This is a genomic window from Mycobacterium sp. (assembly GCF_049673265.1).
Classification (GTDB): Bacteria; Actinomycetota; Actinomycetes; order Mycobacteriales; family Mycobacteriaceae; genus Mycobacterium.
On sequence record NZ_JBATXN010000132.1, the window covers coordinates 1 to 23,497 of the forward strand.

General features: G+C 65.2%; 23 protein-coding genes and 2 riboswitches. Of the genes, 2 read left to right on the top strand and 21 right to left on the bottom strand.

Features of this window, described 5'->3' with window-relative positions:
* Positions 1–100: 100 nt before the first annotated feature.
* From gcvP to WBF82_RS04720, 13 genes are all read right to left on the bottom strand, one after another.
* Complete coding sequence (gcvP, locus tag WBF82_RS04660; protein WP_424381930.1) at positions 101–2,941, bottom strand: aminomethyl-transferring glycine dehydrogenase; 2,841 nt, start codon at positions 2,939–2,941, stop codon at positions 101–103.
* 45 nt (positions 2,942–2,986) lie between these two features.
* Positions 2,987–3,107: riboswitch (glycine riboswitch) on the bottom strand.
* Positions 3,108–3,205, bottom strand: a riboswitch (glycine riboswitch).
* 54 nt (positions 3,206–3,259) lie between these two features.
* Positions 3,260–4,045, bottom strand: a complete 786-nt coding sequence (locus WBF82_RS04665; RefSeq protein ID WP_424381931.1) for a hypothetical protein — start codon at positions 4,043–4,045, stop codon at positions 3,260–3,262.
* 129 nt (positions 4,046–4,174) lie between these two features.
* Complete coding sequence (locus WBF82_RS04670) at positions 4,175–4,810, bottom strand: MerR family transcriptional regulator (RefSeq protein ID WP_424381932.1); 636 nt, start codon at positions 4,808–4,810, stop codon at positions 4,175–4,177.
* Positions 4,811–5,097: 287 nt separating this feature from the next.
* Positions 5,098–5,592, bottom strand: a complete 495-nt coding sequence (locus tag WBF82_RS04675; protein WP_219069199.1) for a bifunctional nuclease family protein — start codon at positions 5,590–5,592, stop codon at positions 5,098–5,100.
* A 107-nt stretch (positions 5,593–5,699) separates the two neighbouring features.
* A complete protein-coding gene (locus tag WBF82_RS04680) occupies positions 5,700–6,443 on the bottom strand; it encodes a MerR family transcriptional regulator (RefSeq protein WP_424381933.1) in 744 nt (247 codons plus the stop codon).
* The gene (gene garA, locus WBF82_RS04685) at positions 6,443–6,916 is read right to left on the bottom strand and encodes a glycogen accumulation regulator GarA (protein ID WP_424076971.1); all 474 of its coding nucleotides are present in this window, start codon (positions 6,914–6,916) and stop codon (positions 6,443–6,445) included. The genes WBF82_RS04680 and garA overlap by 1 nt, the downstream gene beginning before the upstream one ends.
* A 193-nt stretch (positions 6,917–7,109) precedes the next feature.
* Positions 7,110–7,505, bottom strand: coding sequence for a glycine cleavage system protein GcvH (gene gcvH, locus WBF82_RS04690; RefSeq protein WP_424381934.1), 396 nt, complete (start codon positions 7,503–7,505; stop codon positions 7,110–7,112).
* A gap of 35 nt (positions 7,506–7,540) precedes the next feature.
* Positions 7,541–8,419, bottom strand: coding sequence for a DUF881 domain-containing protein (locus WBF82_RS04695; RefSeq protein ID WP_424381935.1), 879 nt, complete (start codon positions 8,417–8,419; stop codon positions 7,541–7,543).
* Positions 8,420–8,435: 16 nt separating this feature from the next.
* On the bottom strand, positions 8,436–8,768 hold the full coding sequence (locus tag WBF82_RS04700) for a small basic family protein (RefSeq protein WP_424076967.1): 333 nt from the start codon (positions 8,766–8,768) through the stop codon (positions 8,436–8,438).
* A gap of 31 nt (positions 8,769–8,799) precedes the next feature.
* Positions 8,800–9,723: a DUF881 domain-containing protein gene (locus tag WBF82_RS04705; protein WP_424381936.1), complete on the bottom strand. Its 924-nt coding sequence runs from the start codon at positions 9,721–9,723 to the stop codon at positions 8,800–8,802.
* Entirely contained in the window at positions 9,710–10,336 is a 627-nt protein-coding gene (locus WBF82_RS04710; RefSeq protein ID WP_424381937.1) for a CDP-alcohol phosphatidyltransferase family protein, read from the bottom strand. Before WBF82_RS04710 ends, WBF82_RS04705 begins: the two co-directional genes overlap by 14 nt.
* 80 nt (positions 10,337–10,416) lie before the next feature.
* Complete coding sequence (gene secA2 / locus WBF82_RS04715; RefSeq protein WP_424381938.1) at positions 10,417–12,741, bottom strand: accessory Sec system translocase SecA2; 2,325 nt, start codon at positions 12,739–12,741, stop codon at positions 10,417–10,419.
* Between the two features lie 23 nt (positions 12,742–12,764).
* Positions 12,765–14,411, bottom strand: a complete 1,647-nt coding sequence (locus WBF82_RS04720) for an acetolactate synthase (RefSeq protein ID WP_424381939.1) — start codon at positions 14,409–14,411, stop codon at positions 12,765–12,767.
* Between the two features lie 197 nt (positions 14,412–14,608).
* Here WBF82_RS04720 and WBF82_RS04725 point away from each other — a divergent pair, with 197 nt between their 5' ends.
* Complete coding sequence (locus WBF82_RS04725; protein WP_424381949.1) at positions 14,609–16,525, top strand: ABC transporter ATP-binding protein/permease; 1,917 nt, start codon at positions 14,609–14,611, stop codon at positions 16,523–16,525.
* Here WBF82_RS04725 and WBF82_RS04730 read toward each other — a convergent pair whose 3' ends face one another.
* The 3 genes from WBF82_RS04730 to WBF82_RS04740 all read right to left on the bottom strand — a co-directional run bounded on the left by WBF82_RS04730 (position 16,526) and on the right by WBF82_RS04740 (position 19,377).
* A complete protein-coding gene (locus WBF82_RS04730; RefSeq protein WP_424381940.1) occupies positions 16,526–17,977 on the bottom strand; it encodes an FAD-binding protein in 1,452 nt (483 codons plus the stop codon).
* An 83-nt stretch (positions 17,978–18,060) separates the two neighbouring features.
* On the bottom strand, positions 18,061–18,564 hold the full coding sequence (locus WBF82_RS04735; protein WP_424381941.1) for a VOC family protein: 504 nt from the start codon (positions 18,562–18,564) through the stop codon (positions 18,061–18,063).
* Positions 18,565–18,654: 90 nt separating this feature from the next.
* On the bottom strand, positions 18,655–19,377 hold the full coding sequence (locus WBF82_RS04740; protein WP_424381942.1) for a TetR/AcrR family transcriptional regulator: 723 nt from the start codon (positions 19,375–19,377) through the stop codon (positions 18,655–18,657).
* Between the two features lie 108 nt (positions 19,378–19,485).
* On the opposite strand from WBF82_RS04740, the gene WBF82_RS04745 reads away from it, so the two are divergent.
* The gene (locus tag WBF82_RS04745; protein WP_424381943.1) at positions 19,486–19,932 is read left to right on the top strand and encodes a nitroreductase family deazaflavin-dependent oxidoreductase; all 447 of its coding nucleotides are present in this window, start codon (positions 19,486–19,488) and stop codon (positions 19,930–19,932) included.
* Positions 19,933–19,936: 4 nt separating this feature from the next.
* Here WBF82_RS04745 and WBF82_RS04750 read toward each other — a convergent pair whose 3' ends face one another.
* From WBF82_RS04750 to WBF82_RS04770, 5 genes are all read right to left on the bottom strand, one after another.
* Positions 19,937–20,611 (bottom strand): hypothetical protein, encoded by a 675-nt coding sequence (locus WBF82_RS04750; protein WP_424381944.1) that lies wholly within the window; start codon positions 20,609–20,611, stop codon positions 19,937–19,939.
* 146 nt (positions 20,612–20,757) lie between these two features.
* Entirely contained in the window at positions 20,758–21,363 is a 606-nt protein-coding gene (locus tag WBF82_RS04755) for a LysM peptidoglycan-binding domain-containing protein (protein ID WP_424381945.1), read from the bottom strand.
* 141 nt (positions 21,364–21,504) lie between these two features.
* Positions 21,505–22,431, bottom strand: a complete 927-nt coding sequence (locus WBF82_RS04760; protein WP_424381946.1) for a sterol desaturase family protein — start codon at positions 22,429–22,431, stop codon at positions 21,505–21,507.
* Positions 22,432–22,495: 64 nt separating this feature from the next.
* Positions 22,496–23,224, bottom strand: a complete 729-nt coding sequence (locus tag WBF82_RS04765) for an MgtC/SapB family protein (protein ID WP_424381947.1) — start codon at positions 23,222–23,224, stop codon at positions 22,496–22,498.
* Between the two features lie 81 nt (positions 23,225–23,305).
* Positions 23,306–23,497: WXG100 family type VII secretion target (locus tag WBF82_RS04770; RefSeq protein WP_424381948.1), on the bottom strand; the 192-nt coding region annotated here is incomplete at its 5' end.

Genomic DNA, 23,497 nt, shown 5'->3' on the forward strand with positions numbered 1-23,497 from the left:
GCCACCGTCAGCGTGGACCCGATCGGCGGCATGATCACCGAACTCGTGGACACCGTGCCGCAACAGATCCTGACCGCGCTGGGCATGTAGCCCGGGCCGGTTAGGTATAGGCCTCGACCGGCGGGCAGGAGCACACCAGGTTGCGGTCGCCGTAGGCGCCGTCGATGCGGCGCACCGGCGGCCACACCTTTGGCCGGAATTCGCGGCCCAGCGGGTAGGCGGCCTGCTCGCGGGTGTACGGGTGTTCCCACTTGTCGACCACCAGGCACTCGGCGGTGTGCGGTGCGCCGCGCAGCGGGTTGTCTTCAACAGGCCACTCCCCCGCACCCACCCGGTCAATCTCGCTGCGGATGGCGATCATCGCGTCGCAGAACGCGTCGATCTCGGCCAGGCTCTCACTTTCGGTGGGTTCCACCATCAGCGTGCCGGCCACCGGGAAACTCATGGTCGGAGCGTGAAAGCCGTAGTCCGCCAAGCGTTTTGCGACGTCGTCCACGGTCACGCCAGTCGACTTGGTGATCGGCCGCAGATCCAGGATGCACTCGTGGGCGACCATGCCGTTCTCGCCGGTGTAGAGCACCGGGTAGTACTCGTCGAGCCGGCGGGCGATGTAGTTGGCCGAGGCGATCGCAACCAGCGACGCGGCCCGCAGACCCGGTGCGCCCATCATTCGGATGTACGCCCAGGTGATCGGCAATATCGACGCTGAGCCGTACGGCGCCGACGAGACGGGCGGACCCGGCGGCAGTTCGGGCGCGAGCGGGTGGCCCGGCAGGAACGGCGCCAGATGTGAGCGCGCCGCCACCGGTCCAACGCCGGGGCCGCCTCCGCCGTGCGGGATGCAGAACGTTTTGTGCAGGTTCAGGTGGCTGACGTCACCGCCGAATTTCCCGGGCCGGGCCAGCCCGACCAGCGCGTTGAGGTTGGCGCCGTCGACGTAGACCTGACCGCTCGCGTCATGAACGGCAGCGCAGATCTCGGCAATGTCGTGCTCGTACACGCCGTGCGTGGACGGATAGGTGATCATCAGCGTCGAAAGCCGCTCGGCGTGTTCGCTGACCTTGGCACGCAGATCGTCGAGGTCGACATCGCCGTTATCGCGGCAGGCCACCACCACGACCCGCATCCCGGCTAACGCCGCGGACGCCGCGTTGGTGCCGTGCGCGCTGGACGGAATCAGGCACACGTCACGCTGCGGTTCGCCGCGGCTGGCGTGGTAGGCATGGATCGCCAGCAGCCCCGCGTACTCGCCCTGCGATCCCGCGTTGGGCTGCAGCGACACCGCGTCGTAGCCGGTCATCTGCACCAGCCAGGTTTCCAGATCAGCGATCAGGCGCCGCAGGCCCGGAGTGTCCGATGCCGGGGCGAACGGATGCTGGTGGGCGAACTCCGGCCAGGTGATCGATTCCATTTCTGCGGCGGCGTTGAGTTTCATCGTGCACGAGCCGAGCGGAATCATGCTGCGGTCCAACGCAATGTCTTTATCTGCCAGCGCACGCAGATAGCGCATCATCGACGTCTCGGTGCGATACCGGGTGAACGCCGGATGGGTCAGAAACTCCGACGTCCGGCCCGCCCCGAGGTTGACGTCAAGAGCGCCGTGTTTGGTGGCCGATACACCGAACGCCTTCAGGACCGCTGCAACATGCTCGTCTGTCGTCACTTCGTCGCACGCCACCGACACGTGGTCGGCGTCGACGCGCCACACGTTGATGCCGTTGGCCTTGGCGGCCATCACTACCTCGTCGGCGCGTCCGGGCACGCTGGCCAGCACGGTATCGAAGTACGTGTCATGCACCAGCGCGTCACCGAGTGCGGCGGCGATCGTCTCGGCATGAGCGTGCACCCGCTGGGCGATCCCAGCCAGTCCGTCCGCGCCGTGGTAACTGGCATACATCGCAGCCATCACCGCCAACAGCACCTGGGCGGTGCAGATGTTGCTGGTCGCCTTGTCTCGGCGGATGTGCTGTTCGCGCGTCTGCAGCGCCAACCGGTAGGCCGGTGAGCCGTCGGCATCGACAGAAACACCGACGAGTCGGCCGGGTAGTTGACGGGCATGCTTGGTGTGCACTGCCAGGTACCCGGCGTGTGGACCGCCGAATCCCATTGGCACACCGAATCTTTGGGTGTTACCGAATGCCACATCGGCGCCGATCTCTCCCGGCGGGGCGAGCAGCGTCAGTGCCAGCAGGTCCGCACCGATGGCCACCAACGCACCGCGATCGTGTGCCTGCGACGCCAGCGCAGACCAGTCGGTGACCCGCCCGCTGGCTCCCGGCAGCTGCGCGATGACGCCGAAGAACTCGCCGTCGGGCAGGCCGTCTCCCAGATCGGCAGTGACGATCTCGATGCCCAGCGGCTCGGCGCGGGTGGCCAGCACGGCGGCGGTCTGAGCGAACACGTCAACGTCGACAGCCAGCCGGTTGGCGCTACCTTTGACTGCCCGGTGCATCAGCGTCATCGCTTCGGCGGCGGCGGTGCCCTCGTCGAGCATCGACGAGTTGGCTACTTCGAGACCGGTCAGGTCGGCGACCATGGTCTGGAAGTTCAGCAGAGCCTCCAGCCGGCCCTGGCTGATCTCCGGCTGGTACGGGGTGTAGGCGGTGTACCAGGCCGGGTTCTCCATGATGTTGCGCAGCAATACCGGCGGCGTGAGCGTGTCGTAGTAACCCTGCCCGATCATCGACACCGCGTCGGTGTTGGTATCGGCCAGGGTCCGCAGCTCGGCCAGCGCCTGCGCCTCACTGGCCGGCGGGGGCAGCTGATCCAGGCCGGGTGCAGCGCCGGTGTCGGTCAACGTGTCGAGGATCCCGGCGGGCACCGCGCGACGCGCCAACTCTTCCAGGGAGTCGACTCCGACGACCTCGAGCATGGCCGCGACGGCGTCGCTGTCCGGACCGATGTGTCGGTCGGCGAAAAGCGGGCTGGTGTGGTCGGACACTCTGGCGGACTCCTGACGCGAGGCGGAACTGCACGTGCGGTGCGTTCCTCTCCCTCTGTCGTCTACCCGAACCGGGTGCCTGAGAGATTCGACATCCGCGGCGACGGGATGTCTTTCCCCATGGGCGGGCGACCCGATCAAGGGCCACCGCTTTCCAGAGGCATCGGGGTCTGGCGCGGTCCGGGTGCCTGAGAGGTTGACGGAGAGGTGTTGCTCCTTCGGCGTCCGTGGCTGGCAGCTACGGAACTCTCCCGCACCAGAGCGATGCGAAGCCGATCTTACCGCTACGCGGCGGCGAAGGGCGGACACGGCGTAGTGCTAGGCGGCGGTGCTCGGAACTTCTTTCTCGCCGGGGTGCTGTCCCGGGCGCTGCGGCAGGACAATGATCGCCGCGACGATCAGCGCCGCGATCACCGCGGAAGCCAGTGGGCGGCTCACGTCCAAGCCGCCGTTGCTGACGGGTTTGTCGAGGAAGTCGCCCACGGTGGCGCCGAGCGGCCGGGTCAGGATGAAGGCGACCCAGAACAGCGTGACGCGCGAGATGCTGGTCCAGAAATACAACGCGGCGACCACGGCGAGCCCCGCGCCGAACACCAGCGCACCACGCTCGTAACCAAACCCACCGGTGTCGGCGAGCCAGTCACCCAGTGCGGTGCCCAGCGTCTGCGAAAACGTGATTGTGGCCCAGTAGAAGCCCTCGGCTTTCGGCGTCGTGACCGTATCTACCGACACCGTTCCCGCCGACCAACGCCAGAGGCCCAAGGTGACCAACACACAACACAACAGCGCAAGCGATCCACCCGTGTAGCCGATCCCGAGCGATCGGTCGGCGAAGTCGGCCAACGTGGTGCCGAACGTCGTCGAGGCGACGATCGCCGCCCAGTACAGCACCGGATTGAAACGCTTGGCGGCGATCTGCGCGGCAACCAGTACCACCAGCGCGACAGCGAACAGCGCCACACCCGCCAGATAGCCCCAGTTCAGCGTCATCGTTACGGTGTCGCCGGCGGTCTCGCCGAGCGTCGTCGCGAGGATCTTGATCACCCAAAAGCCCAAGGTGACCGCGGGCACCTTGCTCAGCGCCTGTTTGGCAACCTCATTCACACGGCTGACGGTACGCAGCCGAGTTGAAACGACGCTGAGATGGGCGGTTAGCTGCCGCGACACTGCAACCACGTACACGACACGCCGAGGCGGATGTGTGTGGTTGCAGTCTCGACGTGCGAGTTCGGGTTAACCGATCTTGCGGTCGCGGTGCTTCCGGCGTGAGGCAAGCTCGTCTTCCGGCGCGGCGATCGACTCGCCGCCGTCCGCGCGCTCGCCGGGGAAGTCGGCGATAGCGCCGGTCAACTCCCGCATCGCCCCGGAGACAGCGATGCCGAACACGCCCTGTCCGCCCTGCAGCAGGTCGACGACCTCTTCAGCCGACGTGCACTCGTAGACCGTGGTGCCATCGGAGAACAGCGTGATATTGGCCAAATCCTGTACACCGCGCTGGCGCAGATGATCGACCGCGACGCGGATGTTGTGCAACGAGATGCCGGTGTCCAGCAACCGCTTCACGATCTTGAGCACCAGAATGTCTTTGAACGAATACAGCCGCTGGCTGCCCGATCCCGCCGCGCTGCGAATCGATGGCACGACCAACGACGTGCGGGCCCAGTAGTCCAGTTGGCGATACGTGATGCCGGCGATCTGGCATGCACTCGGGCCCCGATAGCCGACCAATTCGTCAGGCACCGAGTCGTCGGGGAACAAGCCGGCTTGCACAGGTTCGCGGACGGCGGGTTCGGGGCGGCTTGCTGCGGTGTCGTCGATCGCGGTGACGGACTCGAGGTCCAATTGGTCGTGACGTGGTTGGTCTCCCACGGTGCTTCCTCTCGCCGATCACGCTCGTTAGCGGGCTGCCGGTAGCCGCGATTGCTCAGCCGAGTGCTTGTGAGCATACGCTTTTCGACACGCTGCGGTGCTTCTAGAACCAATCAGGCACTAATCAGTTCGAGATCAAAGTATGGCGGTCGTAGCGATCACTCCACGCTATCCAAAGGGCGTGTCGACGTCGAACTCGCAGATGAGACGCATCCGTGATGTTGGAGGCTTCGATACAGCGTCGCTTGACCTGTGCCGACCGCGTTGCTGACGGCGGTGCAGAGGCCCTAGGTGGCCTTGAAATCGTCGGGCGACACGCTGTCCAAAAACTCTTTGAACTTCTCCACCTCGTCCTCGCGAACCGCGGTCGAGGGCTCGTCGTCGCTCTCGTCGGGAATCAGCAGGCCCGCCTCCGCGAGAACCGCCTCCTCGACATAAATCGGGACCCCGACCCGCAAAGCGATGGCCACCGAATCCGATGGCCGCGCCGAAACGGTGATGTTGCGATCAAAGATCAGATCGGCGTAGAACGTACCTTCCTGCAAGTCGACGATCCGCACCTCTTTGAGTGAATGGCCAAGTGCGGCAATGAGATCGCGGATCAAATCGTGCGTCAGCGGGCGCGGCGGCTCGACGCCCTGCTGTTCAAGAGCGATCGCTGCAGCCTCGGATTGGCCGATCCAGATCGGCAGGTAGCGGTCACCGTTGGCCTCGCGGAGCAACAGCACCGGCTGGTTCTGCGGCTGCTCGACGCGAATGCCGACGACGCGAACTTCACCCATCTGTGTCTGCCCTCCGCACGTGCTGCCGTGTCCGTGTCAGGCCTTGCTCGACGCCGCGGTGTAAGACCAAGCCGCCGAACACAAGCTGACGAGGAAAGTCTAGTCCTTTAACGGTGCAGAACGTCGCGCACTGCCGACTTGATCAACGACGTGTGCAACGTGATTGCCAGTGCGGCAACTTCTCGCGCCAGGTCGTCGGCGCGGTCACGGGCCCCGGTCTTGCCGGCCTTGACGAGCGGGCCGGCGATTTGCGCGATCAGGTCGGATTGCCGATCAGCGGCCGACCGGAATGCCCTCAGGTGACGCGGCTCGACCCCGTACTCGGCGAGGGCCCGGGCGCACTGCAAGATCACCACGGCGTGCTCGTCGAAGAACCCGCCTGGGCCGGTGGTGATCACCCCCGCCTTGAGCAGCGCAGTCAACAGGTCGGCGTCCACTGCCGAACGTTCGAGCAGATCCTCCCGGCTGAGCCGGATGCGGGTGGGTGCCACCGCCGCCGGGTCCGAGCCCGGCTCAGCAGGCGTCCCGTTCCCGACCGACACCAATCGCGGTACCCCATAAGGGGATCCGGCGAGCGGCAACTCGCCATCCTGCTGGGCGTCTAGCTGGGCTTTGATGACCTTCAGCGGCAGGTACTGGTCGCGCTGAGCAGTCAGGATGAAGCGCAGCCGCGCGCAGTCGTAAGCGGTGAACCGACGATAGCCCGATGCCGCACGCTGTGGCGTGACGAGACCCTCGGCCTCCAAGAAGCGGATCTTGGAGATCGTCACGTCCGGAAAGTCTGGCCGTAGCAGGTCGAGGACCGCTCCGATCGACATCCCGGCCAGCGCGGGGGTCTCGGGCGCGGTCACTAGCTTCCGGGCCCTCCGTCGTCGTCACCGACCTTGGGACCGGTCAAGAAAACCAGCCGGAATTTGCCGATCTGAACCTCGTCGCCGTTTGCCAGCACCGCCGAATCGACGGGCTCCCGGTTGACGTAGGTGCCGTTGAGGCTGCCGACGTCAACGACCTGAAACTCATCGGACTCCAACCGGAATTCCGCATGCCGCCGGCTCACCGTGACGTCGTCGAGGAAGATGTCGCTATCGGGATGGCGCCCGGCCGAGGTGGTCGCCTGGTCGAGCAGGAAGCGAGACCCGGCGTTGGGTCCCCTTTTGACGACCAGCAATGCCGAACCGACCGGCAGTCCCTCGACGCCGGAGACCGCGGTCTCAGTACCCGCTTGTGCGGGAGCGTCCAGTTCATTGAGGAAGTCGGCGCGGAAGACCGATGTCGTCTCCACCGTGACTTCATCAGAGGTCTGGTCGTTTTCCTTCTCCGTCACCCGCTGCTCCTCACTGGCCACTGCTGCGTTGTCTGGTTGGGTCCGCTCAACCGGTTTCCCACCTGCCTTGACCGTCGATGTGTCGACCGTACCGCGCACGGGAGCCCAATGTGCCCTCCCCCGCCGGATCGGCGGATGAGCCTCCCCGCAGCGCGGCGCGCCATGCCGTCGGCGCAGCGAACCATAACAGGGGTCATTCGGCCAGTGTGGCGCGGTAGGCCTCGGCGTCCAGCAGGGCCGCGAATTCCTTATCGAAGGACCCACCGTCGACTTCCAGTTCAAGGAGCCAGCCGGAACCGTAAGGATCCGAATTGACCAGCTGCGAGTTGCCGTCCAGATCGCCGTTGACGGCAACGACTTTCGCCGAAACCGGTGCGAACAAATCCGACACCGACTTGGTCGACTCCACCTCGCCGAAGGACTCTCCCGCAGTGACCTGCGTACCGACATCGGGCAGCTGGACAAACACGACGTCGCCAAGCGCCGACTGCGCGTAGTCCGTGATTCCCACCCGAACGGTGTTGTCCCCGGTACGGCGAACCCACTCGTGGTCAGCGGTGTAGTGCAGATCCGGCGGAATTTCGCTCACGGTGTTCCTGTTCTACTCGATCACTCGGTTGTCAATCACTTTCCTGGCTGAGCGTATTGGCGCGGTTTTGGTTGCCGCAAGGCGGTGATGTCGACTTTCTCGCCCTGCTGGACCGACATGGTGCCACCGACACGTTTCACGCTGTCCACCGCGCCCCCGGGAATGTTCATCGCCGCCGCCAGTGTCGGCGGATCACCAATGGCCAGAACCGAATACGGCGGGATGAGCGTTTTGCCGTCGACGGTTAGCGCACCGGGAGTGCCGACGATCCAGGTGTCGACTCCGGCTCGCACCACCTGATGGCCGTCGCCGATCTGGATTGCCTCGGCGCCGGCCGCCCGTAGTTCGTCGATCACGTCGAGCATCGCCTGAGGCGCCACACCGGGTCCGGGATCGTCGATCCGAACGGTGACGCCCGGACCGGTGGCCCCGACGGTGCCGATCAGAATTGACAGCGCGGCCAGTCGGGCCTGCGCGTTTTGAATGGCGGCCTGATCGCTGGTGCCCGATGCCTGCAACGAAGACAACGTGCGTTGCAACTCGGCGACTTCGGTGTTCAGCGTCGCTTCTCGTCGATGCAGAGAATCCAGCAGTACCAGCAGATCTGCCGGGCGGGCGGTATCCAACGAGTCGCCGGAAGTGTTTTGGCGGACCTGGGTGGCGATGGCCACACCGAGCAGCACGCACAGCATTACCGCCAGCGCGCCGAAGATCGTGCGGCCGCGCCGGAGCGTGCCGAGCAATCCCCGCGGCTTCAGCTCCCCGATCTCGGGTCGCGGTTGGTGCGGCGGCAGCTCGTGCCGGCCGTGCTGCGCAGCCTCGTCGGTGCCGCGGTTGTGTTGCTGCGTGGTCTCGTCGGCGTTGGACTCTGGCGCGTTGTCCTGCGACGTGCCTTCGGGATTCGGGTCGTTCATGTCGGCCTCATGCCAGCTAAGCCCCGAACAACCGGCGTCGCAGCGCGGCGGCGTTACCGAAGATGCGGATGCCGAGCACGACGATGATCGCGGTCGACAGCTGTGTGCCCACGCCCAGTTTGTCGCCGACATAGACGATCAATGCGGCGACCAAGACGTTGAACACGAACGACACCACGAAAACCTTCGGGTCGAAAATCCGTTCCAGATAGGCCCGTAACCCACCGAAGACCGCATCGAGCGCGGCGACAACGGCGATCGGCAAGTACGGCTGGACGACTTCCGGCACGCTGGGATGGAATACCAAACCCAGCACGATCCCGACCACCAGCGCCGCGATACCGATCATCGGTGCTCTGCTCCCCTGTTGAATTTCAGCACTAGGAACCAATCTTCTTGGCGAACTTGACATCTCGGACTGCGCCGGCGGGCAGCGTGAGGTTGTCGCGGGCGCTGACGTCCACACCGACGCCGTAAGACGCCTCCAACAGCCGTAGCCGGCGCAGGCCGGGGCTGTTGTTGAACACGTCTTGCATAGAGTGTGGGGGTCCGACCGCCAGGACCGTGTACGGGCTGCTGATCGGATTATTGTCAACCAGAATCGCGCCGCCTGCCTGCCGGATGGTCACGTTCGGCCCGATCCGGACACCGCCGACAGAGATCGCTTCAGCGCCGCTGGCCCACAACGAATTGACCACCAGCTGCAGATCCCGGTCGAGAATGATCTGCCGACTTCCGGCCACCCGCTGCTTGGACACGTCGGAAAGATTCGGAGCGAGGCCGGGATCGGTGACCGTGACGCTCAGACCGGGGCCGGTGACCGGGGTGCTCGCCGCGGCAAGGCTGAGTCGGTCAAGGTTGGCGAGCAGTCGCTGGCCCTGAGCATCTTCGGCCAACGCTCGCCGCTGGACGTCGTCGCGTTGCGCGGTGAGCGCGTTGCGGCGTGCCGTCAGGTCGCTTGTCGTCGTCTCCTCTGAGCGCACGGTGCCCGCCAGCACTCGTTGGGCCGCACTGACACCCGGCGCGACCAGCCGAGCCTGCGCGACGGCGCCGGCGAACACCGTGGCTACCAGCAAGGCCGCCAACGCTTCCCAGACCCAATTCGAAACGCGGGCTGGGCCGGTCTGCGGTTCGCCGGAGCCCTCCCGCTTGGCCGCTGCGGCCGCGTAACCGGGATCGAGGTGCTCGGAAAGCAGGGCACGCAGCAGCGACGGCACCGGTATGAACTGTGGGCGCCCCGCCTCGTGTGAGCTGAGGCCCGCGTAGGGGTCATAACCGCCGAGTGACTGTTCACCCATCGACATCTGCCCTGCTGCTCAGCGTCTTTCGGCGGCCGGGCCGCACCGGAGGCAATCGGCGCATCACCAACACCACCTGCACCGCGTACAACACGAACGACCACAGGTAGAAGTACGTACCCCAAATCAGAAAGGCCCAGCCGCAGGCCAGGATGACACGACTCCACGTGGCGTCGTAGTGGCCGAGCAAAATCAGCGGAAAGGCCGACATAAGAGCAAAAGTCGCGGCCTTGCCGATGTAGATCACCGGCAGCGCGGTGAACCCGCGTGTGCGCAGCAGCGGCAGCTCCGCGGCCAGCAGCAAGTCCCGAACCAGCAGAACAGCAATGATCCACCATGGCACGATGCCCCGCAGCCCGAGAACGATGGGGACGGTCACCATGTAAAGCCGGTCGACGGCCGGATCCAGATACTCACCCAGTTTCGACGACTGGTTCAGCAGCCGGGCGATCTTGCCGTCAGCCCAATCCGATGCGCCGCTGAACATCAAGACGGCCACCGCCCAACCGTCGGAATGTGCAGCCAGCAGTAGGTAGATGAAGACCGGGATCAGCACCAGACGGAGCCCGCTTAGCAGGTTGGGCACCGTCAGCAGCCGATCGTCGGCGACCCTGTTCATGGGCGCCGCTCCTCCGCATCGCCTCGCTCTGCATCGCCGCCGGCGCGCTCCATGAGCCGTGACCTTAGCTCGCTTCAGCCCTAGCGGAAGATGCCGGGCAGGCTCAGCGCGGAAAGCGAGTCGTCCGACAACGGGTTGTCGTGCACCATGTACGTCCACGTCGACGTCGGGCGGGCCAGCTTGGACAGGTCCACGCCGGGCTCGTCCTCGATCGTCGGCGAGGTTTCGAACGTCTGCTGAGCCGCTTCGATCGCATCGGCGGCCAGCGATGCGAACGCATCCACGGCCATCCGGTGGAATTCGTCCAGCGGGTTCTGCCGGCCCAGGGCCCGCAGGTGGATGCTTTCCCGGATGTCGGCGAGGTAGGCAAGGTGGTCGGCCCAGCCGCGGTCGAGGTGATAGAGCATGATCAGCCGGCAAATCGTTTCCAGGCGGTCTTCCGACAGGGTCTCGGACAGCTCCTCGTAACGCTCGGGCGCCAGCTCGGCCAGTTCCTCGCGGGCGGCGGCGCTGCTGAGCAGCGTGTTGCGCCGCTCCACGATGATCGCCCGCTGCTGAGCGATCAACTGGTTGTAGCGCCAGGTGTTTGCGTGCACGTCGAGCAGCCGTCCCTCGGCGACCCGCTGGGCGTGCTCCAGCAGTCCGGCCACCTTAGAGCTGACGATGCGGCCGTCCTCGTCGGTCTGCATGGGCAGCTTGTTGGGTTCGAGGTTGGCCGCGGCGACGTCGTCTTCCCAGCTGGAGAAGAACACCGATGAACCGGGATCGCCCTGGCGGCCGGCGCGTCCACGTAGCTGGTTGTCCAGCCGCTCGGTGTTGTGCCGGCCGGTGCCGATGACGTGCAACCCGCCCAGCTCGGTGACCTTGTCATGGTCGGCCTCGTCAGATCCCCCGAGCCGGATATCGGTGCCGCGACCGGCCATCTGGGTGGACACCGTCACCGCGCCAAGTTGGCCGGCCTCGGCGATCACTCGGGCCTCCTCGGCGTCGTTCTTCGCGTTGAGCACCACCGCGGGAACACCGCGACGCTGCAGCCGCTCGTGCAGCTCCTCGGATTCGGCCACGTCACGAGTGCCGACCAGCACCGGCTGTCCGGTCTCGTGCACGTCGATGATGTGGGCGATGATCGCGTCGTTTTTCGCCGCCGCGGTGATGTAGACCCGGTCGGTCTCGTCTTCACGGATGTTCGGCGCATTCGGCGGTATCTGGGAAACGCTGAGCTTGTAGAACTGCCGCAGCTGCTCGCCAGCGGCCAGCGCGGTGCCGGTCATGCCGCACACCGTCGGATAACGGTTGATCAGCGCCTGCACTGTGATGGTGTCCAGCACTTCGCCGGTCTCGGTCGTCTCGATGCCTTCCTTGGCCTCGACCGCCGCCTGCAGACCGTCGGGCCAGCGTTGCAGCTGGGCGATGCGGCCACGGGAGGCGTTGATCAAGTGCACGGCGTCGTCGCGCACGATGTAGTGCACGTCGCGGTGCAGCAGGACATGCGCGTGCAGCGCGACGTTGACCTCGGTGAGAGTGGTGCCGACATGCTCTTCGGAATACAAATCGATTCCGCCGAGCTGCTTTTCGACTTTGCGCGCGCCGGCCTCGGTCAGGTGGACGTTGCGGCTATCGGGGTCGGTGTCGTAGTCCCCGCCGGCTTCCAGCTCGCCGACCAGTCGGATGATCTCCAGCCGTGGGGTTTCGCGATGGGTGGTTCCGGCCAGCACCAGTGGGACCAACGCCTCATCGACCAGCACCGAGTCGGCCTCGTCGATCAGGGCCACGTCGGGATTGGGCGACACCAGGTCGGCGACATCGGTGACCAGCTGGTCGCGGAGCACATCGAAGCCGATCTCGTTGACCGAGGCGTAGGTGACGTTGCACTTGTAGGCCGCGCGACGCTCGTCGGCCGTCGATTCGGCGGTGACCCAGCCGACCGTCAAGCCCAGCGCCTCCAGCAGCGGACCCATCCACTCGGCGTCGCGGCGAGCCAAGTAGTCGTTGATCGTGACGATGTGAACGTGTCGGCCGCCCAACGCGTACCCGGCGGCGGCGATCGCTCCGGAAAGCGTTTTGCCCTCACCGGTCGCCATTTCGATCACATCGCCGGCCAGCATGCGCAGCGCGCCGAGGAGCTGCACATCGAACGGCCTTAGCCCGGTCGCGCGTTCGGCGGCTTCCCGCGCGATGGCAAGGAACTGTGGGATGTCATCGGCTTCGGCGAGGTCGTCGACGTCGAGCAGGCCCGCGGCTTTGCGCAACTGTTCGTCGTCGAGGCCGGCGGCCTTCTCGTCATAGTCTGCAGAAGCGCTGGCTTGAGCCTGCGAACGGCTTTGATTCTTCTCGGCGCTGGCTCCGAGCAGCCGCCAGAATCGGCTACTGAGGCGCCCCGAGGAAGCGCTGGTGGTCTTTGGCACAGATCAACGGTACGTCAGGTGCGTCACGCCAGATTTGACCGGCGGGGATACGCGACAGCGGGGTCGGTGAGCACGTTGACGACGGCGGGTAGGCCGCTCTCGAAGGCGCGTTTCAACGCGGGTCGAAGTTCGGCGGGCGTTGTGACCAGCTCGCCATGTCCGCCCAGCGCTCGTACCACCTCGTCATAGCGGGTCTCGGGACGCAGTTCGGCCACCACCGAATAGCCGTACAGCGCTTTCATCGGGTGGTGCTCCAGAGCCCAGATCCCGTTGTTGCCGATTACCGAGACGACGGGCACGTTGTGCCTGACCAGCGTGTCCCATTCCATGCCGCTGAATCCGAAGGCGCCGTCGCCTTGCAGCAACACGACCTGGCGGTCGGGCCGCGCCAGCTTGGCGGCCAGCGCGTAGCCCGGACCCGAACCCAGGCAGCCGAACGGCCCGCTGTCGAGCCAGGCACCCGGCACATAGCTGTCGATGACCCGGCCCGCATAGGAGCCGAAATCGCCGGCGTCGACGACCACGATCGCGTCGCGGTCCAGCAGTGGGGCCAGCTCGGCGTAGACCCGCATCGGATGCAACGGGCTGCGGTCGTCGACCAGTTCGGCCTGTTCGCGGTCTCGGGCGGTCGTCTCGGCCGCACGCAAATCGGCGAGCCAGTCGTCATGGCCAGTCGCGCTCGTCGGCTCGCCCAGCGCGGCCAGTGTCGCCGACAGGTCGCCGTAAAGACCGGCGGCAATCGGCCGCGGATGGTCACGGTCAGGTTGGGCGCGATCAGCCACGATCAGCTGCGTCTCTGGGCCGAACACCCCGCCGAAGCCCAGCCGGAAGTCCATCGGCACTCCTGCCACGACCGCAACGTCGGCCTCCGCCAAGGCTTTTGAGCGTGCCCGGGAAAATGCCAACGGATGATCTGCGGGCACGCAGCCGCGGGCCATGCCGTTCATCAGCACCGGTATCCGTCGCTGCTCGGCCAGGCCAAGCAGCGCCGTTTCCGCGTGACCCCACCACACGTTGGTGCCCGCCATGATCACCGGACGCTGCGCGGCCGACAGCAGCGCGGCTGCGCGGTCCAAGGAGCCGCCGTCGGCGGCGAATGGCGCCGTCAGCTGTGTGAGTGCGCCAGGGCGGCCGTCGTCGTCGGCCATGGAAAACACGTGATCCATTGGGAAGTCGACGAATCCGACGCCGGACGGCGCGCTAACCGCCGCCCGCAACGCATCGTCGATGAGCCGCCCCGCGGCCACTGCTGACTGCGCCGTGGCGGCAAACCGGGTCAACGGTGCCACAAACGGAATATGGTCGATCTCCTGCAGCGACCCCATCCCCCAGCGCCCCGCCGGCGCCCGACCACCGAGGACTAGCAGCGGCGAGGAATTCTGCTGCGCGGCGGCCATCGCGCTCATGCCATTGGTGACGCCCGGTCCCGCGGTCAGTGCGGCCACCCCGGGCATCCGGGTCACCTTCGACCAGCCCTCGGCGGCAAAAGTCGCCGTCTGCTCATGGCGGGTATCGATCAGCCGGATGCCCTCGTCACGGCAGCCGTCGTAAATCGAGAACAAGTGCCCGCCCGACAGGGTGAACACCGTGTCGATACCGTTGGCGCGCAGTCGGCGGGCGATGAGCCGGCCGGCGTGCACAGTCTGGCTGGGCGGAGCGTCGGTGCTCATGTGCGCCGCTCCTCATCGCTTCTTCCCCCTCGCCGCTGCGCGGCTGGGGGTGCCCCCAGTGCATCGTCGACGGCGCGGCTCATGTCGGCAGCCTATCCGCCGCCCTCGGGTACCTTCGCGGGGAAGGACGGGAAGTATTCCTGCGAGGCGCGGCGCCCGGTTCCGGCTAACGCCTCTGCGACGAGGAGATGTCGAACTTGGACCCCAATCTGTTCACGCCGTCTAGAGACTGGTCCGCGGAGACCCTGCATTCCGTCGGGTGGCTCGCGATCGCCTGGGCGATCAGCGCAGTTTGTGTCGTGGTCGTGTTGGCCGTGCTGAGGTACTCGACCGTCTGGGGTCGGCAGTTCTGGCGGATCAGCGGTGGCTACTTCACTGGAAGTCATGCCGTTCGAGTCTGGCTAATGCTCGGTGTGTTGCTGCTGTCGGTCCTGCTATCGGTACGTCTTGACGTGCTATTCAGCTACTTCCACAACGACCTGTACACGTCGTTGCAGATATTTGTTAGGGGCATGGCAACGGGCAACCACCAGGTCGAACAATCTGGGGAGCACGGCTTTTACATGTCGTTACTGCATTTCACCGTGCTGGCAGCCATCTACATAACCCTGATCATGGTTGACATCTATCTGACTCAGCGATTCATCATCGCCTGGCGTATGTGGCTGACCAGCCACCTCACCGACGACTGGCTGGACGGCAAGGCCTACTACCGGGACCTGTTTATCGACGAGCCGATTGACAATCCCGACCAGCGAATCCAGCAGGACATCGATATCTTCACCGCCGGCGCCGGCGACACCCCGAACATCCCACGCAACGGGACGCAGCAAATGCTGGTCCTCGGCGGTGTCCACGCCGTCGCCTCGGTGATTTCGTTCGCCGCGATCTTGTGGAACCTCTCAGGCCCGCTGTTTTTGGGCGTCACGGTGCCGCGCGCGATGTTCTGGATCGTGCTGATCTATGTGTTGATCGCGACTGTCGTCGCGTTCTGGCTAGGGCGTCCCCTGATCTGGCTGAGCTTCAGTAACGAGAAGCTCAACGCCGCATTCCGCTACGCGCTGGTGCGGCTGCGCGACTCCGCCGAAGCCGTCGGCTTCTACCGGGGTGAGGGCGTCGAGCGGGCGCAGTTGTGGCGGCGCTTCACACCGATCATCGACAACTACCGCAGGTTTGTTCGCCGGACCATCTTATTAGAAGGGTGGAACTGGTCGATGTCGCAGGCAATCGTCCCGTTGCCGTGGATAGTCCAGGCCCCGCGGCTGTTCGCGAAACAGATCCAGCTCGGCGACGTGACTCAGACGGCCTCTGCGTTTGGCGCGATCACAGATTCGTTGTCGTTCTTCCGCAACCAATACCACGCGTTCGCGGCTTACCGCGCGGTGATCATCCGGTTGCACGGGCTTGTCGACGCGAACGAAAAGGGCCGCGCGTTGCCGGCGATCCTCGTCAAGCCCAGTCGGGACGTAGCCGTTGAACTCGCCAACGTCGAAGTGCGCACGCCGGGCGGAGACCAATTGATCGACCCCCTCGACGTGCAGCTGGGCAGCGGTTCTTCGCTGGTGATCACCGGGCAGTCAGGATCGGGAAAGACCACGCTGCTACGCAGTCTGGCCGAACTGTGGCCGTATGCCTCAGGCACCCTATGCCGCCCGGGCGGCGACAACGAGACGATGTTCCTGTCGCAGTTGCCCTATGTGCCGCTGGGCACGCTGCGGACCGTGGTGTGCTACCCGAATTCGCCCAGCGACATCGCCGACGACACGTTGCGGCAAACGCTGACCAAGGTCGCGCTGGCCCCGTTGTGCGACCGGCTCGACGAAGAGCGCGACTGGGCCAAGGTGCTATCCCCGGGCGAGCAGCAGCGCATCGCCTTCGCCCGCATTCTGCTCACCAAACCCAAGGCGGTATTCCTCGACGAAAGCACCTCAGCGCTGGATGAAGGGCTCGAATTCGCGCTCTACCAAATGCTTCGGCAGGAACTGCCGGACTGCGTCGTGGTCAGCGTCAGCCATCGGCATGCCGTCGAATTGCTGCACGAACAGCAGCTCGAGTTGCTCGGTGGCGGCCAATGGCGACTGGGTCCGGTGGAACGCGAGCCGGCGCAGGTGTAATTATCGCGTGGCGGCATGCGCGCCGGCACGGCGGCCGAAGAACGAACCCTCACCGAGTTGCGTGCCGCTGGCATATCCCTTGCCGTCTTGGGCGATATTGGATGCACACGCCCCCACGGCATACAGGCCGGGGATCACCGTGCCGTCCTCGCGCAGTACCTCGCCGTCCACCGAAGTGGCCAACCCACCGACGGTAAAGCCGGCGTACATGGCCTTGCCTAACGATAGGTCGAACGCACCCCACGGCCCTTTATCTTGCGGCGCAAGGTAATCCGGCTGCTTGTGGAAATCGGGATCCTCGCCGCGTGCGGCGTAGGTGTTGTAACGGTCGAGCGTCGTGACGAGGTTGCCCTGCGGGATGCCCAGCGCAGCTTCCATCTCGGCAACGGTTTCCCAACCGTCGATCAGCGGGATCAGGGGCACCTCCGGTGGCTTCAGATGAGCCTCGTCGACGATCAAGAACGCTGCACTGTCCGGCTGATCCATGACGAAACCCGATGTGCGCGAATGGTAAGAGTCCTCGGCGACGAAACGTTGGCCGAGCTTGTTCACGATGATGCCGGTCAGCAGGATCGACGGCGGATAGGCCGGCGCGGTGATGAAGATCTGGTCCATGTGCTGGGTCGCGCCGCCGACCGAGACGCCCATCCGGATCCCCAGCCCGTCGTCGTAGGTGTTGCCCAGCACGAACGGCTTCTCGGCCAGTTTCGGGGTGTAGGTGGCCACCATCTCCGGATTCATCACGAACCCGCCTGCGGCGATGATCACCGACTTCGCTCTGATCGCGCCGGTATCGGAGAATTGCTTCCACATCACGCCGGTGACCGCTCCGGATTTGTCGGTGATCAATGCCGTGGCGCCGGTCTCGTACCGGATCTGCACGCCCAAGCTGGTCGCGCGTTTGAGCAGCAGATCGACGACCATGCTGGCGCCGCCGGTGTCGCCCGGTACCGGTACTTTGTGCCCACGCGGAGCCGGAACCGCCTGCTCGAGAAACGGCCAGACCTTCTCGTTGCCGGTGAACATCAGCCCCTCGGTGTTGGGCTGGATCACCGCCTTCCCTGGGAAGTAACTGCGCTCGAACTGAAAACCCAAGTCCTCCAACCAATTGAAATGCTCGACGCTGCCGTCGCAGTAGGCGCGGATCTTCGCGTGATCGGGGTCACGAGACACCGCGACCAGATACTTGTACATCTCCTCAGCGGAGTCGGCGTGCCCGCTGGCCTCCTGCACCGCGGTCCCGCCACCGAGGTAGAAATGTCCTCCGGCCATCGCGGTGGTGCCGCCGGCCGCGGCCGCGCGCTCCAGCACCAGTACCCGTGCACCCGCCGCGGCCGCGCTGACCGCTGCGCAGCCGCCCCCGATACCGAAACCGATCACCACGACGTCGACATCGTCCGACCACGACGACACGCCGTCAGCGCTGAAAGTTGCTGGTATCTCGGTACTCATTGGCGCCGCTCCTCTCCCCCTCGCCGCTTCGCGGCTGGGTGGTACCCCCACATCACTACGTTCTGCATCGTCGCCGGCGCGACTCATTGGCGCTGCTCCTGCTTGATGTAGTCGAAGAACTGCCGCATCTCGGCAGAGACGTGCGCGACCTCCAAAAAAGGCACCCCGGCCTGCGGGGCGGCCAGGTAGGCGAACCGCAAACCGCCGGGCATCACGCCCTGCTGAACCACAGACCCGCCGTGCTCGGTGGCGCTTGCCAAGGTGTCCTCGAAGTGCTCGGGGCTTTCGGCCTCGATGCAGATGTGGTGCAGACCCGGGCCGCTGTCGCGCAAGAAGTCACTATAGATATTAGGACCGCGGACCGGTGTGACCAGCTCCAGCTGCATATCGCCGAGATAGCTCAGCGAAATGTGCGCGACGAAGTCGGCCGGTCTGCCGAGGTAGCTGCAGGTGTCCGGGGCGAAGTGCACATCGGGTATCCGCACCCATTTTTTTACGCCTAACAGGCCGGTGAGGGCTGTTTCTGTGGCGTCCAGGTCGTGAGTTACCCAGGCGATCTGTACGGGCGAACCGACGGAGAGGGTCATCGTCTCGCAGGATAGCCCAGCGTCTGGCCCGGCAGAAAGACGTTGCCACCGCCAGCTCGTTCAGCCACCACAGCCGTCGTTGAACGTGTTCTAATTCTGCGACGTTGCGCGGTACGGCGTCGCGCTGATGCCGGGCTGGGTCAGCACACCGACAAGCAGCCGAACCTGGGTGTCGAACACCGCTTCGGGGTCGGTCAGGGTGTCGGAGCCGTATTGCCCGAACACCTCCAGGCTGATCGCTCCCACCACGCCGGCCCACACCGCGAAACACTTGGCGATGACCGGATCGTCGCCGGGGAAACCGAACGTCTGCCGGAGGCGTTCGAAGTCCGACGAAATAGGTTGCTGCGCCGGGTAATTGGTCAACATGATGTCGCCTGTCGCGATACCGGCGCCCACGGCATCGAACAACGCGCGGACTACTCGCGTTCCGGGGCCGACCGTTCGCTCGGCCGGCGCGTGGTACCCGGGCACCGGGCTGCCGTACAACAGCGCCCAGCTGGCCGGATGCGCAGTGGCCCAGCGGCGGGCGGCATGCGCGATGGCGATGACGTCGTCGCTCCAGAGGTCCGGCACAGCGTCGCGGGCGCGATCCACCGCGCCGGCGAGGTCGGAATAGGCGTCGATGAGCAGCAACGTCAGCAACTCGTCGCGACTGGACACGTACCGGTACACCGCAGACGACACCATGCCCAGGTCACGGGCGATCGCACGCAGCGACAACCCGGCCGCGCCGTGTTCAACCAGATGGCGCCGGCCGAGCTCGACGATCTGCGCCTCGATGCGTTCACGCGATTCTTGCCGCTTGCCCATCCAGCCATTTTGACATAAAAGAGATCACTGCTCTTGAAATCGGTTCATCGGTATGGCACCGTGACACTCAACGAGAGCACCGCTCTCTTGAGCAACGAAGGACACGCCATGACGCTGCGGTACGACGAACCCAATCGAACCGCGCAAGTCGGCAACGCGCTGATTCGCTGGCTCGCGGAGGTGGGCATCAGCATCGCCGGGACCAAGGCGCTTCAGGTGCGCGGCCGCAAGTCCGGCAAGACCCACGGTGTCGTCGTCAACGTGCTCAGCGTGAACGGCGTCGACTACCTAGTGTCTCCGCGGGGCAACACCCAGTGGGCCCGCAATGTCCGAGCCGCCAGCGTCGTGGATGTCGGGCCACGCTGGCGTCGTCGCCGACTGCGCGCAACCGAGGTGGCCGACGTGGCCAAGCCGGACCTGCTGAGGAGATACCTGGACAAGTGGTATTGGGAAGTCAAAGGCCATGTTGCGGGGTTAACACCCGACTCCGGCGATGACGAATTACGTTCTGCCGCACCATCAATCCCCGTCTTCGCGTTGGCAAATCCGCGCTGAGTTGCTACGCGGCCGGACCGCCGGGGTGGTGGGAGACCCCCACATCGTCGCGGACCTGTTGCGAGGTGGCCTGCCACGACACCGCCGCCGGGAGATTGCCCCAGACGCTGTTCAGTAGCCCGACTATCAAGGCCTGTCCGGCGGGGCTGATGATGTAGACCGGTCCCCCGGAATCGCCCTTTTGACTGATGGCGCCGTTGGCCATCGTGAACCAGCCGTTGTTGACCGCATCGACTGTTCCGCAGGTTTCGCCGGTGACGACGCCGAAATGGCAGACGGGCTCACCGGGCGTTACGACAAGACCCGGGTCCGATTGCAGCGTGCGTCCGCCGGGCAGGACGTTGTTCGCGTTGACGGCGCTGGTCAGCACGATCGATTCGTAATCGTTGATCTGCTGGTCGGTGCCGACAATTGTGCCGTTCGGCGTGTTGTCCCGGAATGTCGCCAGATTGCCGATGACGTTGTTGTCCTTGTCGGTAACCGGTCCCTCGCCGCGGCAATGTCCGGCAGTGAACGCCACCCGCAGGCCCGGGTCGACGTAACCCAAGGTGCACAGGTGGCCGCCCTGGTGGATCTCCATTCCGGGGAAGACGAGCACGGGGTCGGCCCTGGCCACCACCCCGGAGAAGCAGGCAGCCAAAACCGACGCGACGAACGCGCCAACTGCCGGATGGCGCACCGTCGACTCCCCTCCGTCGAGGGCCGGCGCGACGCCGGCCGGCTTTCAGATTACCGGCCCAACCCAACGCATCTCGCGGTTATGGCAGAGAGCGGTGACTTGGGAGCGCGCCGCCCGCTCCAGGCGCGACGCGCTCCCGATCGCGATCACGGAATCGTCAGCACTTCTCCGGGGTGGATCAGATCAGGGTTGGAGATGCCGCTGGCATCGGCGATGATCTGGTATTTGCTGCCGTCGCCGTAGAACCGCTCCGCGATGGCCCACAACGTATCCCCCGACTCGACGGTGTAGGTCCGTGGCGCGGGTTCGGGTTCCGGCTCGGGTGCTGGCGCAGCCTCCTCGACGGCGGCCTCCTCCGCGACGGGCCCAGCCTCGGCAGGCGCGGCTTCGGCTTCTGGCTCGGGTGGCGGCGCAGCGTCGGTCTCGGTCTTCGTCGCCCACGCCGCACCTCCGTCGGCTGCGTACAGCACGAGATTGCGATCGTCTTGCAGGACTAGCCTGACGTTCTTCTTGCCTTTGGTGTCGGTGTGCCACACCGGCTTGTCGGCGCTGTAGACGACGAAGTTGCCGTCGCTTTGGACCTCGGCGCGTACCACGTCTTGGCCTTCGGTGCCGGTCGCCCAGATCGCATGGCCGCGCGATGCCAGCACCAGGTTCCCGTCGTCTTGCAACGTCAGGGTGTAGGCCCCGTTACTTGAGGTCAGCGATTCACCCTTGACAAGTTTTTGTCCTTCGGTGAGTGTGTCTGCCACTGCGTACCCTCCTCATCATCGCGGCCCCGGCAGATACCGGGCGGGAGTCGTACAACCGCACGACAAATTCGACCCTACTGACGTTGGCTTTGCGATGGAACTATTCGGCACGCTGCAAATAAAACGATTGATGAACGGCCGCTAACCGCTGACGGTTACCTCAGGTCGACTGATCGAGCGAGGCTGCCAGGCCGGGGGGCCGAAAACATAGCCCAGCCGGTCGCGCAGGCCCGTCGCCGACCGGAAATCCCGAGCGATAGCGAGATATTCATGCGTTTGCAGCTTCCAGACGTTGAACGTATCGACCTGCTTGGTCAGCCCGTAGTGCGGACGGAACGTCTCTTGCCGGAAGGTGCCGAAGAGCCGGTCCCAGAGGATGAAAATGCCGCCGTAATTCTTGTCGAGATACTCGGAGTCCATCCCGTGGTGCACCCGGTGGTGTGACGGCGTGTTGAAGACGAATTCGAAAGGCGCCCACATTCTGCCGATCCGCTCGGTGTGCACCCAGAACTGGTAGATCAGGTTGATCGAAAAACTGACGAAAACCAGCCAGGGCGGAATACCCAACAGCGGCAACGGGATCCACATCAGAATCTCGCCGCTGTTGTTCCACTTCTGGCGCAGCGCGGTGGCGAAATTGAAGTATTGGCTGGAGTGATGGGCCTGGTGGGTAGCCCAGATCAGCCGAATCCGGTGCGCCATGCGGTGATAGCAGTAGTACAGCAGATCCACACCGACGATCGCGATAACCCATGTGTACCAACGCGTCGCGGATAGGTGCCACGGGGCCACGTATGCATAGATCGCGGCGTAGCCCAGCAGCGCAATGAATTTCCATCCCGCCGTGGTGGCCACTGAAACCAGCCCCATCGTGATGCTTGCCCAGGAATCTGCGGTGAGGTAGGCGCCCGACCCGGGCCGGGCGTTGGCTTCCCGCTCAATGTGTTCGAGTTTGCGGGCGGCGGTCCACTCCAGGATCAACAGCACGAGGAAAAACGGAATTGCGAACAGCACCGGGTCCCGCATCTGCTCGGGCAGCACGGATAAGAAACCCGCGATCGCGTTCACAGGCCAAGACTAACTGTCCGGCTTCTCAGCGGGCCGATGCTGGCCCGCATCGTCGCCGGACGGACTAGTCGGCGTGCGGCGCGCGGGGCATCGGCTCGTCCTGCTCGCCGGCATACCAGTGCACGGCCTGGATGCCCGCTTGCAGCGAAAGCTCGGCCACCAGCTTTTCCAGCCGGGACGGCGCGTGGCCATCGCTGAGCAGGTAGGCGGTCAAGGCAACGCTGTCGTCGCCGGCACGGCCCGTGTGAATACCGCGCAGCACAAATTCGCCGCTGCCGGTGCGCTGGACAATCTGGGCGCGCGCGTACTTTTCCGACTTGGGTCGACAGATCACCTGCAGTTGGTACGGCTGGTCATCCTCGTCCTCCTCCACCACGTTGTCCCGGTCGATCAGGTGACCCAGCGGGCGACCCAGCAGGTGAACACCGACAACGGTGCCGGTGGCGATCAGGGCGAACACGAAATGCCCGCCAGCCGCGAGCACACCGACCGCGGCCGAGCACCACAGGGTTGCGGCCGTGTTGAGCCCGCGCACATTGAAGCCTTCGCGCAGGATCACCCCACCGCCGAGGAAACCGACCCCGGACACCACATACGACGCCACCCTGGTTGGGCTGCTGTCGTTGGTGACGACCGCGTAGAGCACGAACAACGTCGCACCCGTGGCCACTAGCGCGTTGGTGCGTAGTCCGGCCCTTCGCGCCTGCCACTGTCGCTCGATCCCGATGAGCGCGCCACAGCCCAGCCCAACGCCCAACCGCAGCGCGAACTCGGCGATACTCAACGTCTGCATGACGTCGCTCTCCTTTCGTCTGTGCAGACCTGAGTACCAGTTTGGACGAGTCCGGTGAAATCGGGCTGCAATGGGTGCCGTTTACGCCCAGCTGCCGCCGACGGCGTTGTCGGTGGAGTTCATGTTGTTGCCCGCCGTCTGCACCTTCTGGCCGTGAGCGTTGGCTTGTTCGTAGATGACCTCGAAGTTGCGACCCAACTGTGTGATGAACTCCTGGCAGGCCACCGAACCGGCGCCGCCCCAGAAGTCGCCGGCGGCCAGCACATCGCGCAC

What these genes read in the sequence shown, in the direction of transcription:
- WBF82_RS04705 (WP_424381936.1), bottom strand. Translation starts at nt 9,723, where the DNA reads ATGTCGATGGGTGAACAGTCACTCGGCGGTTATGACCCCTACGCGGGC.
- WBF82_RS04700 (WP_424076967.1), bottom strand. Translation starts at nt 8,768, where the DNA reads ATGATCGGTATCGCGGCGCTGGTGGTCGGGATCGTGCTGGGTTTGGTA.
- WBF82_RS04720 (WP_424381939.1), bottom strand. Translation starts at nt 14,411, where the DNA reads ATGAGCACCGACGCTCCGCCCAGCCAGACTGTGCACGCCGGCCGGCTC.
- WBF82_RS04710 (WP_424381937.1), bottom strand. Translation starts at nt 10,336, where the DNA reads ATGAACAGGGTCGCCGACGATCGGCTGCTGACGGTGCCCAACCTGCTA.
- WBF82_RS04735 (WP_424381941.1), bottom strand. Translation starts at nt 18,564, where the DNA reads ATGACCCTCTCCGTCGGTTCGCCCGTACAGATCGCCTGGGTAACTCAC.
- WBF82_RS04695 (WP_424381935.1), bottom strand. Translation starts at nt 8,419, where the DNA reads ATGAACGACCCGAATCCCGAAGGCACGTCGCAGGACAACGCGCCAGAG.
- WBF82_RS04745 (WP_424381943.1), top strand. Translation starts at nt 19,486, where the DNA reads ATGACGCTGCGGTACGACGAACCCAATCGAACCGCGCAAGTCGGCAAC.
- WBF82_RS04765 (WP_424381947.1), bottom strand. Translation starts at nt 23,224, where the DNA reads ATGCAGACGTTGAGTATCGCCGAGTTCGCGCTGCGGTTGGGCGTTGGG.
- WBF82_RS04675 (WP_219069199.1), bottom strand. Translation starts at nt 5,592, where the DNA reads ATGGGTGAAGTTCGCGTCGTCGGCATTCGCGTCGAGCAGCCGCAGAAC.
- WBF82_RS04730 (WP_424381940.1), bottom strand. Translation starts at nt 17,977, where the DNA reads ATGAGTACCGAGATACCAGCAACTTTCAGCGCTGACGGCGTGTCGTCG.
- WBF82_RS04740 (WP_424381942.1), bottom strand. Translation starts at nt 19,377, where the DNA reads ATGGGCAAGCGGCAAGAATCGCGTGAACGCATCGAGGCGCAGATCGTC.